Raw genomic sequence first — 12,775 nt, forward strand, 5'->3', positions numbered from 1 at the left:
TATTTTTATCTATAGTAAAGCAAGAAGGGCCGGAAAAATGAAAAAATTAAAAATTCAAGATTTTATTTCAATTGGTATTTATACTGCTATTTATTTTTTGATTGTATCGATCGCCTTGGCGATCCTAACATTCACGATTCCTACATTTAACAATGTTTTGATTCCTAGTGCGACTGCTTTGTTCGCTGGAATCGTCTATTTATTAGTGATCCAGCGTGTTCCTCGATTCGGTGCGATTACGATCATGGGAAGTGTGATGGGATTATTTTTTCTGATATCTGGACATTTTCCTTTATCATTCTTACCAAGTATTATTTGTGCAGTCGCTGCAGATTTACTGCAATATAAAACGAAATTACCACAAAAAGCTCGGACGATGATCAGTTATACTGTTTTTAGTTTTGGATTGATGGGTCCTGTGCTGCCATTGTGGTTTATGAAAAATGCATACATCGATGCATTGATTGCACGCGGCAAAGATTCAGTCTACATCGAAAAAGTCTTTACACCGATCACGACGGGCATGTTTTATTTTTGTACGATCGCTGTTATTGTTTGTAGTGTTTTAGGTATATTGATTGGACAAAAAATCTATGTGAAGCATTTTGATAAAACCAAAGGGAAGAACTATGAGCAAAGTATACGTAACGTTTGATCCTAGAAGTAAGTTATGTACGATTTTATTTGCAAGCTTTTTGCTGATGTTCCCTTTACCATTTGCTGCTGAAATACTTTTTGTGAGCTTGTTATATGGACTGTTTATTTTAAATGGTGCATTTAAAAAAGGAACGATTTTCTATGCGATTTTCTGGTTGTTCATTCTTGGTGATCATTTGTTATTTCCCTACATAGATAATGGAGCGGCAGCTTTTTTTGATTTTCTTTTGGTTGGGAATCGTCGTTTATTACCGACGGTTATGGCAGCAGCTTTTGCAATGAATCAGACAAAAATCAGTGAATGGATCGCAGCATTAAAAAAATGCCGTATACCTTTTGGCTTGATCATTCCTTTAACGGTACTATTTCGCTTTTTCCCAACTCTTTTTCAAGATTTTAAAAGTATCCGAAATGCTATGAAGTATCGGGGGATCGCTGTCTCGACAGTAGATTTATTTATGCATCCTTTTCAAACAATGGAATACATCATTGTTCCCGTACTGATGTCAGCAGAAAATACGTCATTGGATTTATCAGCAGCTGCGCTAGCTCGTGGATTGGCTACTCCAACAGCCCATACAAGTATTTATGAGATTCGTTTAAAAATACAGGACTATGTATTGATGGGCCTTCTTGTTCTAGGTATGTTGTTTGGGAGGAAGATTGGATGATCGACTTAAAAAAGATGACATTTGCTTATGAGGATAAAGAGACAGTGATCAAGAGCGTCGATCTATCTGTTCAGCCTGGTGAATTTATTGTTTTATGTGGAAAAAGCGGTTGTGGAAAATCGACACTGCTTAGACTGTTGAATGGCTTGATACCGGAATTATATACGGGAGATCTGACAGGAGAAGGAACGATTTTAGGACACGACTTTTTAACGAAAGAATTTAACCAGTATGTTCGTGATATCGGTACGGTTTTTCAAAATCCTAAAACACAATTTTTTACAAATGATGTTTATTCAGAATTAGCATTTGCTATGGAGAATTATGGTGTACCTAGGACAGAAATTATTGAAAGAATCGATGAAATCGCAGAATTATTTTCGTTGACACCATTTTTAGATAGAAGCATGTTTCATTTATCCGGTGGGCAGAAACAGTTGATTGCGTTTGCTTCTGCAAGTATGTTGGAACATCGTTTATTCTTATTAGATGAGCCTTCGAGTAATCTAGATGGTGAAACAGTTGAAAAACTGAAAGAATATTTACAAATCCTCAAGAATTTAGGAATGACGATCATAGTTTCTGAACATCGTTTGTACTATTTAAAAGAGCTTGCAGATCGCTATATACTAATGGATAAAGGGGAGATCGTGACACAATATACACGACAAGAAATGAATGAAAAATCACCTGATGAGATACGTCAGTTAGGACTGCGTTCGCTTGAGCAAACGGCTCTTATAAAAAAAGAATCACCGAAAGTTTCAAGAGAGCATGTACTAACTTGTCAAAATTTGGATTTTTACTATCGAAGAAGCGGATCAGTTTCTGTAAGAATCCCTGATTTAGAGCTAGCTAGTTCATCTGTAACAGGCATCATCGGTCATAATGGTGCAGGAAAATCTACCTTTTCAAAACTTATATCAGGTCTCATTAAGCCGCGTTCTGGGAAAATCCTATTGAATCAAAAAACAATGACGCCTAAAGAGCTGATCAAAGAAAGTTTTGTTGTCATGCAGGATGTGAATTTACAGCTATTTTTTGAAACTGTAGAAAAAGAAATCTGTCTACATGCAAAAGAAAGTGAAGAAATCGATCAAATCATTGCGATGCTTCATTTAGAACCGCTGCTTTTTCGCCATCCTCAAACCTTATCAGGTGGAGAAAAACAACGGGTCGCGATTGCCAGTGCTGTTTTATCTGGAAAGAAGATCATTATTTTTGATGAGCCTACAAGTGGACTTGATTTGATGCATATGGAAGAAGTTGCCGCAACAATACGTTGGTTGAAGGAGCGAGATATTTTGGTTTTGATCATTTCACATGATAAAGAATTTCTTAGCCAAACATGCCAGCGAATCGTGCATTTTGATCAAGGAGAAATCATCGATGACTATTTTATTGAAAATACAGAGATCGATCATGGAGGGAAATAAATGTATATTGTAACGAATACGATCCAGGCAGAAACAGAACATTCCCAGCGAATTATTCAGCAGTTTACTGCAGGTCATACGAAAAAAAGCATGGAAGCAGTTGAAGGATTTTTAAATTTTCAGTTGATGTATCGAGTGTTGCCAGAAACTCCAGAAATCACAGAATTAGTTGTGCTAAGTCGCTGGGTATCAAAGGAGCACCAAAAAAATTGGGTAAAAAGTCAGTCTTTTAAACAAATGCATCAAAGAAATTCAGAAAAGAAAGAGTCGAGAGAAAAGTCAAAATCCTCTGGGATTATTTCTAGTACGATTGCCGAATATGAAGTGTTGACATAAGGAAAACTAGTCAAACCAGAAGCATAGAGCTTTGAGAATAAAGACCTTGATGTTGATACTTAGAGAGAGATGATCGAAACAAAGTGAAGTCATTTCTACTTCTACGTTTACTCATTGCTAAAAGACCATGCCGTAACTTATAGAGTTATGTCATGGCCTTTTTTGTATCTGATCAATATGAATGACATTGTAATAATTACATAAAAAGATTTAAAAAATAGATTATCGGAATTGTTTTTTCAGTTTGGTTCGGATTTCGTCTAAGTGCCGATCGTTGTACGTACAATTATCTGATTTTTGTGAAATCGTTTGCCGCTGTGATTTAGGTTACTTAAAGGAAATCTTTTTAACTATCTATACAGATCGATCCTAAACAGAGCAAGCAAGATAAATAGAATTAGCTATAAAACAATAGAGAATTGTTGAACATCAAAGGAAAAACGTTTATGCTTATGAAGTAGATGACGTAGAGAACTACGTATTGATGGATGATAAGATCTATCAGAATACGATAAAGCAACTTCTTTAAAAAAATCTTTTTAACGGCGAATGATCAGGCAGAGAAAGAAGTTATCTAACAGATGCTCATTCAAGCAAAAGACGATCCCAAGTTGATGCTTGAAGGAATCAATCAATGCTCCCAATGGGCTCATGAGTGGTTCTCATAAGCAAATATGATGTTTTACGAGTTAGTGTTAGATACATTAAAAATAGGTAATTAGGAGACGGTTAGATGAAAAAATTTCCAAAACATTTTTTATGGGGAGCAGCGACCTCAGCTCCGCAGTCAGAAGGTCACAGCTCATTAAACGGAAAAAGTCCTTCAACATGGGACAAGTGGTATGAATTAGCACCGGAAAAATTCCAAAAAGACCAAGGGCCAGAACACACAACAAATATGTACGAGTTTTACAAAGAAGATGTGAAGCGGATGAAAGACATTCATATGAATTCCTTTCGGACGTCCATTGCTTGGACTCGTTTATTACCAGATGGAAAAAGCATCAATCAGGAAGCAGTCGAATTTTATCGTTCCTACTTTGAGGAGCTTCGTGTCAATGGGGTAAAACCGATCATCAATTTATTTCACTTTGATATGCCTTGGTGGCTGATGGAAAAAGGTGGATGGGAAGTACGTGAATCTGTAGATGCATTTGCGTTTTATGCAAAGACCTGTTTTGATCTGTTTGGCGATCTAGTTGAGTATTGGACGACTTTCAATGAGCCCATGGTTCATGTCGAATGTGGTTATTTGTATGGCTACCATTATCCGGCAGTCAATGATTTTAAAAAGGCAGTTCAAGTAGGCTATCATACGTTGCTGGCGCATACTATGGCTGTAAAAATGTTTAGAAATGGCAACTATCCAGGTGAAATCGGTATTATTTTGAATGTTTCTCCTTGTTATCCAAGAAGTGAGTCTGTAGAAGATAGACAGGCGGCGGAAATCGCAGATTTATTGAACACAAAAAGCTTTTTAGACCCAGCTGTTTTAGGAACGATTCCAAAGAAACTGATCGATTGTTTGGCTGAGAATCAGTTACTTCCAGTTACGGCAAAAACAGATTTAAAAGAAATTGAACAAAATACAGTCGATTTTATTGGTATGAACTACTATCAGCCGCGCCGTGTTAAAGCACCCGAACGGGTCAATCATCCGGCAAGCTCACCAGAAGATTTCTACGCTCATTATGACTGGCCAAATAAAAAAATCAATCCTTACCGCGGTTGGGAAATTTTTCCAGAAGCGCTTTATGATGTGGCAATGATGATCAAAAATGAATACAAAAATATTCCTTGGTATGTTTCTGAAAACGGTATGGGCGTCGCTGATGAAAAACGATTTATGGATGAAACAGGGATGATTCAGGATGATTATCGTATCGAATTTATGGAAGAACATTTGGAACAGCTGTATAAAGGGATCGAGGCAGGAAGTAATTGCTTTGGCTATCATTCATGGACATTCATCGATTGTTGGTCATGGTTGAATGGTTATAAGAATAGATATGGTTTTTATCAGTTAGATTTAGAAACTGATCAGCGCAGATTGAAAAAAAGCGGACATTGGTTTAAAGAACTGATCGATCATAATGGGCTAAAATAATATCAGTATACTCAACTAAAAAATCTCAATGGCTGTTTATTTTTTACTAGAATGAAAGGAGGAAAAGTGATGCATCGAGGTAGCTGCTCAATACAGTTATGATCTGATAGAGATTGTATTGAGCCAAAATTTATCTATCAGAAAAATAACTGTATTGATCTTACTGTATAACGATTAAGTAAGGGAGAAGCGGTTATGAAAAAAGAAAAACAAAAGAAATATTGGCAATCACTTGAGCAGGAGAATATTCTCGGATGGGATTTTTCTTATATGGAGAATCGGTGGAGCGTAGAAGAGTTACCTTGGTCTTATGATGATCTTGTTCGTAAATATTTAAAAGAATCAATGTTTCTATTAGATATGGGAACAGGAGGAGGGGAACGATTATTGACTTTTGATCACCCCTATAAGCGAACAAGTGTAACGGAAGGGTGGCTGCCTAACTATGAGCGACTTCAAAAGGTACTGAAACCTTTGGGAATTACAATCGTTTATGTTGATGAAACAGATCGTTTAGATTTTCCAGATGATTCATTCGACATCGTTTTAAATAGTCATGAGTCCTATGATCCAAGAGAGGTTAGACGTGTTCTGAGATCGGGTGGATTATTTATCACTCAACAGGTTGGAGAAAAAAATGGGCTTATTCTTTCAGAAAAGATGAAGATGGTTGAACAAAGAGATCATACAAGTTGGTCTTTAAAGACTGCTGGAGAAGGACTAAAAAAAACAAATTTCAGTTTGATTTTCTGTCAAGAATTTTTTCCTTATCAAAAATTTTATGATATGGAAGGACTGATTTACTACATGAAAAGAATTCCTTGGGAGTACCCAAATTTTTCGGTAGCAGTCCATTTTGATGAGTTACTAAAGCTGCAAAACGAATTATCACTAAATGGTGAAGTCAAAAATCTTCAACATCGTTTTATTTTGATCGCTAAACTAGAGAAATAAGTAAAAAACGTAGGAGCGCTTATCAGCAGCTCCTACGTTTTTTACTTATTATTATTTAACTACTAAAACATTACAAGGTGCATACTGTACAACATAGCTTGTAGTAGTACCGAGTTGATTTGCCTGAATCTGTCCTTTTCCTGTTGCTCCGACAACGATCAAATCAATGGATTGATTGGCGGGAACGATTGTTGCGATCGTTTCTTTAGGATTTCCGATTTCAACAAGAGGAATCACATCATGGACCTCTTGTTGTGTGGCATAATAGATATTTTTCAATAATTCTTTTTCGATCGCTTCTTTCTCTTCAGCTAAAACTTTTGAATATGCATAAGAGCTGTGGCTGATCGCATTTTCATCAACGACAGAAAGCAAGTATAAGGTGGCATTTTTTTCTTTAGCGATTGCAACCGCATGCTGCAATGCTAACTCAGCATTTTTTGATCCATCAACAGCAACTAAAATATTTTTGTAGTCATTGATCATTTTACTCATCACCTTTCTTTATCTATCTTAATTATATCATGTTCTGTACAGGACTTTAAATAATTGCACAAAATAAAAAGATAAGAAAATCAGGAACTTCCCAAAATTCTTATCTTTATATAAATGATTACAAACCTAGGAATGGGGCAGGATTTACAAAGCCGCTCCATAAACCAGTAGAAATACTAAAGTGTAAATGAACTCCTGTTGAATTACCAGTTGTTCCCATACCACCTAATGTTTGTCCCGCACTAACATTTTGCCCAGCTGAAACGCTCAGACTGCTCATGTGTAAGTAGTAAGAATAGTAGCCATTATCATGTTTGATAACAACATGATTTCCAGCCATACCTCCGTAATTTGCTGTTACGACTTCACCGCCGCGTGAGGCCATGATTGGAGTGCCGCTAGCGCCCCCAAAGTCGATACCATCATGGAAAGAACCAGAAATCCCCGTAGGATCTTCTCTTCCGCCAAATCCACTTGTTACGATCATGCTTGCAACAGGAGAAGCCCAGCCGCCTGAAGAAGTCGGTGGCGTCACAACTTCTTGACTGTCGTTAGAGTCAGAAGGGGTCTCAACCGTACTAACTGTGTTTGTATCCGGAACTGTTGTAGTGGTATTCTCTGAATCAGTTGTTTTTGAAGCTGCTGCAGCTTGCTGTTCTTTTGCTGCTAATTCTTTGGCTTGTTTCTCAGCGATTGCTTTTGCTTCCGCTTCTTTTTTCTTTTCTTCGGCGATCGCTTTTAATTGAGCGGCTTTTTTCTTTGCAGCTTCTTCTTTTTGTTTAACAAATTTATCTTTCTCTGCTTTTTCAGTTGCAAGGGCAGCTGAAATTTCATTGATTTTTACATTTTGCTCTAACTTCGCTTCAGTCAATGCAGCTTCTTTTTCTTCAAGCTCAGCAGTTTTCTTTTCAAGCGTTTCTAATGTTTTAGTTAAAGAAACTTTCAATTTATCAAGTTCTTCTTTATCTTCTTTTTGAGCGGTCAAAATATCATTGTTCGCAGTGACTAATGTGTTTACTGCCAATGCTTTAGAAATAGCATCTGAAATCGACTCAGAATTTAGAATGACAGCTAGAACTGATTCTTGTTCATTATTTGTTTGGGTAACTCTTGCTTGAGCATTTAACTGGTCATTTCTTTTTTCGATCTTTGTTTCCAAAGTTGCGATATCTGTATTTAGTTTGTTCATTTCTTTTTCATGTTTTTGTTTTTCAGATAGCACAGATTGGTATTCATTTTCGATTGTTTCGATTTCAGTTTCTAGAGTAGCTAAATATTCTTTAGCGTCTTGTTCATTTTTTATGATTTCTTCGATTTTTTTCGTTTGGCTATCGATTTTTTGATCGATGTCTTCAGCAGATACGCTCATAGGCGCTGCATGGACTAACAATATAAATGAAAGTGTAAGTAATAATTTCTTCTTCAAAGTAACATCCTCGCTTTTTAATTTTCATATTTTAGAAATGGAACAAGAAGTGCTGCTCAAAAGACATCCAGCTACTAGCTTTGCACCACCATATATTCTTTGATAACACAAATAAAAGTATACCATAATCTACGAGGAATAATCCTTTAAGAACCATAAGATTAATAAAAAGCGATGAAATTTAAAATCTGGAAATAAACTTATCATCTAATTGTAATATATGACATCTAGGTCTTTACAGTAACAAAAGTATATAGAAAGATCCTTAAATTACTTTCTATTGTGGTCAATGTAGAAGGCATCCAAAAGTGCTAGAAGAGTATCCTTCTCCTGAGTATACCTCTTTTGAACTGTTTTATCAGGCAACTTCTTTTGACGTGTTTTTTTATCGTTAAATGCTGAATAATTCACGATTTTTGCTTCATGAGGGTCATCATAGGCAATATCATTGGTCACGACATCAGATATGATAGAGAAAATCTGGGTAAGTGAAGGAAGAAGTTGATTTTTTTCAGCACGCTCTAATAGATCAAATAATTGAAATAAGAGAATATCATTGATTTGCTTCTGAATCGATTTGTGAAATAAAGCATCGATCTTTGGTAGAAAATCTGTCCGATATTGACGATCTTGTTCGATCCTATAGACCATAGGATCTTCTGAAATCACTAAATTACTTTTTTGTGAGAGCTTGATTTGATAAGTCGTTTCAAATAATTCTGGAAATAGCTCATGGGCAGTGGTCAAGATTTCTAGATCTTGCAAATAAGAAATTTTCTGTTTTGTTAATGTTTGCATCAGTAGTTGTAATTGATCTTTCTGAAGTGAAGCCTTTAATTTATTTTGAGACAGTAAACGAATCACATATTCTTCAAAGCTGCCGTAACGAATCCAATTTACTGTTGTATTGCCAAGAATAGCCAATTTTTCTAAACGTTCTTCTTTTGGCAGATTATTGCCTTTTTCCCAATTGTTTACTGTGCTGGCACTAGAATTTCCGACTAATTTTGAAAAACGTGCCATAGAATAATTATGCTGACAACGAATGTCTTTGATTCGCTGTCCTGCTGCTTTTAAATCTATTTTCAAGATAGTACCTCCTGTTTTTTCTCTTTTCTACTATATCACTTTTTGAAGATTAATTGTAGTGTTTAATTGTCAATTTGTTGTTGATTTTTGTTCTTTTAAATGATAATCTATTTTTATGCCGAAATAGTTTCATTCGTTTGGTGAAGGAGGTGAAAGCACGACATGCTATTGAGCTGATTTAGTTAATGTTTTTAGTTTATTCCTTTGTTTTAAAAACTGGTACATAAAATTATAATTGTCTATCTCAGCATTTTGTTTTTATTTATTTTTACCGAAATTTATTCATTATTTGTAAAAAGGGGGAAGAAGAAAATGAAAAAAACGGCCAAATTGGAAGAACGCAAAAATTATTTATTGTATGAATTTTTGGAAAAATTGAATAGAGAAGTTCCTTTTCAAAACGACGGACGAAAACTAGAAGAAGCATTTGTTCAGCAATACAAGATGATGGTAAACATGTCATTCAGTGCGAATATTTTATATAAAGGGCTTGATTATGCTTCACGACTTTATAATCATATCGCTAAAATAGAATACACACGTTTGCATAAATTTATCATCTATCATCAGTTTGATCCTCAGCATACAGAAATGTTATTAAAAAGAATCAAGAAGGCACACAATGAATTGGTTCAAAATTCTCCTAGAACAAAAAAATCTGAGGGTGTAGAAATATTTTATGGGTTCACCGGTGGAAACCGTAAAAAGTATAAAATGAACCGTAAAGCGATCACTCAAATGTATATTGTGATAAAAACGACGTCTGAACAAAACCGATTGAAATTTGCGCAAGAGTTATGGGACAGGGGCTACCAAAAATTGAAAATGAAAAAGGCAGCTATTTGTTGGCGACTAAAAAGTTATACATGGCGTTAAAGGAACTTCTTAATGAATAACATACGCATAAGAAGTCTTTTTATTTGCGGCGCAATAATGATTTTTCTAATTTGTGTACTCAAAAATTTGATTATCTAATACAAAAACTGAATAAAAAATGAAAATCGATGAGTCCTGCGTAGTTTATCTATGTAGACTCATTTTTGTATGTAGAAGACATCAAAAACTAATTATTGGGGGAACACACAGGAGATGGATTACAAAGAACTTATTGATTACGATGCCAGAAAATTACTAGATCTTTTCTTATTACTTGCTTCTGCTGATGGCAAAGAAAAGTTGGAGATATTCTCAAGAAAATTATCTATAAATGCAAAAACGATTTTGCGTTACATAAAGAAGATAAAGCTTCTTATCAAACGATTTCAATTAGAGGCGGAGTTATCGATCAGTCGTAAATCCATAAATTACTATTATTTAAAAAAATCTAGTGATTATTATGTAGAAATATTTTTAACTAGATTTTTGTGTGAGCTCCCTGAAATTATTTTTTTGAAGGCAATAATAGACGATACAACTATTCAAACGAAAGAATTTTCAGAAAGACTTTCAATTAGTGAGTCCAGTTTAAGAAGACGAATAAAAAAAATCGATTTATGGTTACGCAAAAGTGGACTTTCTTTAAGAAGAGGCAGTTATCAACTTGTGGGAGATGAAGTACAAATCCGGGCATTTATTTTGCATTTTTATTGGCTTGTCTATCGAGGAACCATCGGCAACTTTCTCTCATCTGAAATAGAATCTAGTGATAAATTAGCAGAAACGATCATTCATTTTTTTCAGATTAAAATCAACGATCTTCAGAAACTATCTTTTTCCCGCATGATCCAGATTGCATTATGGCGCGAAAGTAATGGCCATCAGATTCGTCAAAAAAGTGAGTGGTCTCCTTATTTAAAAGAAAGTGCCATTTTTTCAAATTTTGTTCAGACGATTGTAAAAGAAGGCTTCGCTAAAAAAATACCTCTTTCAGAATTTGCGTATCTGTATTTAATGATTCAGGCAAATTTTTTACCCTACTATGGTGCAAGTATGCAAGCTTATATTATTGAAGAGCATTTTTTGAAAAAAACAACCTGCTATTTAAATACGCTGATAGCAACAACTAAATTTCGACAGATTTTTTGGGAGAAAAAGATCGAGCATTCCAAAGCAAGTGTGATAAGCTTTCTCTCTTTTCACTTACTTTATGAGTTAGTTTCTGATTTATCATTCGAGCGAAATCGTTCTGTCAACAAATTACAGGAAATGTACCCTAAGTTTCTGAAAAGGATTCATACGTGTGTTGATGAACTGATAGTAGAAATTCCAGTCTATAAAAAAGTGAAGAGAGAGTTACTTGTGCATCGCTACTTCACAATCTTATCGACTCTTACATCACCGGTTTACAATGAAAAAAAGATCGTCATTTGTTTGATGACAGATTTCTCCATGGAAAAAGAATATGAATTAGGTAAGCGAATCACTGCTTTTTTTCAATACAAATATAATTTAGTCGTTATTTATGCTCGAACATCCAGTACGATCGGTTATGCAACGCTTATTTTAACGACCACGTACCACCAAAATTTATTTCATCAGTGTGAAAGGCCAGTGATGCTAATTGATATTGAATTTTGTGAAAAACAGTTTTTTCAATTGGAAAAATACTTAAAAAAAGTGATTAGTTGAAGCCCTTTCATAGAGTTGTGGTACACTATAAAAGTAAAGACAAATTTAGGAGGTTTCACAGTGAAGAAAATTCAATTTGGAACAAGTGAGTTAAAAGCGGCATCGGTCATTCTTGGATGTATGAGGATGAATGGAGCAGAAAATCCTACAGAAGTAATTGAAACCGCATATGAGAATGGCATTGATTTTTTTGACCATGCGGATATTTACGGAGGAGGAGAATGTGAAACGATTTTTGGCAAAGCTCTAAGAGAATCCGCAATTAATAGAGAGGATATCATTATCCAAACAAAATGTGGGATCCGCAAAGGAATGTTTGACTTCTCAAAAGAACATATCGTTGCTTCTGTTGAAGGCAGTTTAAAGCGTTTGGGTGTGGATTATGTTGATGCTTTATTATTACATCGCCCTGACACTTTAGTAGAACCAGAAGAAGTTGCTGAAGCTTTTGATCAATTAGAATCTCAAGGAAAAGTAAAATATTTTGGTGTAAGTAATCAAAAACCAATGCAAATTGAATTGCTGAAAAAAACCGTCAAACAACCATTGCTGGCAAATCAGCTACAGTTTGGAATCAAGCATACTGGAATGATCGATCAAGGAATTCATGTTAATATGACTGATGAAGCAAGTATTGACAGAGATGGGAGTATTTTAGATTATTCTAGATTGAATCAAATGACGATCCAAGCGTGGTCTCCTTATCAATATGGATTTTTTGAAGGTGTTTTTCTTGGAAATGATAAATTCTCAGAGTTAAACCAAATACTGGATCGCATTGCCGAAAAGTATGGTTGCTCGTCAACTGGTTTAGCAACGTCTTGGATTTTAAGACACCCTGCGAATATGCAAGTGATTGCAGGAACGATGAATACTAAGCGTATCAAAGAAATAGCGCAAGCAGCTGATATCGTACTTTCAAGAGAAGAATGGTATGAGATTTATAGTGCTGCGGGGAATATTCTACCTTAAAATACAAGTTTTTCATATAATCTTCACAATGATTTAGTATGATTCTTTTTGTAAAGCAATTCTA

At 35.2% G+C, this 12,775-nt stretch carries 12 protein-coding genes; 9 read left to right on the forward strand and 3 right to left on the reverse strand.

All coding sequences use genetic code 11. From position 1 onward, the window contains the following. The first annotated feature begins 37 nt into the window (after positions 1-37). The 6 genes from IGI58_RS15710 (at position 38) to IGI58_RS15735 (ending at position 6,161) form a co-directional block, all read left to right on the forward strand. Positions 38-655, forward strand: coding sequence for an MptD family putative ECF transporter S component (locus IGI58_RS15710; protein ID WP_429952644.1), 618 nt, complete (start codon positions 38-40; stop codon positions 653-655). Beyond that, positions 630-1,328, forward strand: a complete 699-nt coding sequence (locus IGI58_RS15715) for an energy-coupling factor transporter transmembrane component T (RefSeq protein WP_429952643.1) — start codon at positions 630-632, stop codon at positions 1,326-1,328. Before IGI58_RS15710 ends, IGI58_RS15715 begins: the two co-directional genes overlap by 26 nt. After that, positions 1,325-2,764, forward strand: a complete 1,440-nt coding sequence (locus tag IGI58_RS15720; RefSeq protein WP_429952642.1) for an ABC transporter ATP-binding protein — start codon at positions 1,325-1,327, stop codon at positions 2,762-2,764. Before IGI58_RS15715 ends, IGI58_RS15720 begins: the two co-directional genes overlap by 4 nt. Continuing rightward, positions 2,765-3,100 carry an antibiotic biosynthesis monooxygenase gene (locus IGI58_RS15725; protein ID WP_225534094.1) on the forward strand — a complete coding sequence of 112 codons (336 nt, stop codon included), beginning with the start codon at positions 2,765-2,767 and terminating at the stop codon, positions 3,098-3,100. 733 nt (positions 3,101-3,833) lie between these two features. Then, the gene (locus tag IGI58_RS15730; protein ID WP_429952640.1) at positions 3,834-5,207 is read left to right on the forward strand and encodes a glycoside hydrolase family 1 protein; all 1,374 of its coding nucleotides are present in this window, start codon (positions 3,834-3,836) and stop codon (positions 5,205-5,207) included. Between the two features lie 195 nt (positions 5,208-5,402). Beyond that, entirely contained in the window at positions 5,403-6,161 is a 759-nt protein-coding gene (locus IGI58_RS15735; RefSeq protein ID WP_429952639.1) for a methyltransferase domain-containing protein, read from the forward strand. 51 nt (positions 6,162-6,212) lie between these two features. On the opposite strand, the gene IGI58_RS15740 is transcribed toward IGI58_RS15735, so the two are convergent. The 3 genes from IGI58_RS15740 to IGI58_RS15750 all read right to left on the reverse strand — a co-directional run bounded on the left by IGI58_RS15740 (position 6,213) and on the right by IGI58_RS15750 (position 9,171). Then, a complete protein-coding gene (locus IGI58_RS15740; RefSeq protein WP_225534091.1) occupies positions 6,213-6,647 on the reverse strand; it encodes a universal stress protein in 435 nt (144 codons plus the stop codon). 127 nt (positions 6,648-6,774) lie between these two features. Further along, positions 6,775-8,082, reverse strand: a complete 1,308-nt coding sequence (locus tag IGI58_RS15745; RefSeq protein WP_429952638.1) for a murein hydrolase activator EnvC family protein — start codon at positions 8,080-8,082, stop codon at positions 6,775-6,777. Positions 8,083-8,352: 270 nt separating this feature from the next. After that, positions 8,353-9,171, reverse strand: a complete 819-nt coding sequence (locus IGI58_RS15750) for a helix-turn-helix domain-containing protein (RefSeq protein WP_429952637.1) — start codon at positions 9,169-9,171, stop codon at positions 8,353-8,355. Between the two features lie 312 nt (positions 9,172-9,483). Between IGI58_RS15750 and IGI58_RS15755 the strand changes: the two genes are divergently transcribed. From IGI58_RS15755 to IGI58_RS15765, 3 genes are all read left to right on the forward strand, one after another. After that, complete coding sequence (locus tag IGI58_RS15755; protein WP_429952636.1) at positions 9,484-10,047, forward strand: hypothetical protein; 564 nt, start codon at positions 9,484-9,486, stop codon at positions 10,045-10,047. Between the two features lie 213 nt (positions 10,048-10,260). Further along, the gene (locus IGI58_RS15760) at positions 10,261-11,739 is read left to right on the forward strand and encodes a helix-turn-helix domain-containing protein (RefSeq protein ID WP_429952635.1); all 1,479 of its coding nucleotides are present in this window, start codon (positions 10,261-10,263) and stop codon (positions 11,737-11,739) included. A gap of 60 nt (positions 11,740-11,799) precedes the next feature. Continuing rightward, entirely contained in the window at positions 11,800-12,711 is a 912-nt protein-coding gene (locus tag IGI58_RS15765) for an aldo/keto reductase (protein ID WP_429952634.1), read from the forward strand. Positions 12,712-12,775 lie beyond the last annotated feature (64 nt).

The sequence above is a fragment of the Enterococcus sp. AZ020 genome, from assembly GCF_050499205.1.
GTDB classification, from domain to species: Bacteria; Bacillota; Bacilli; order Lactobacillales; family Enterococcaceae; genus Enterococcus_L; species Enterococcus_L dunnyi.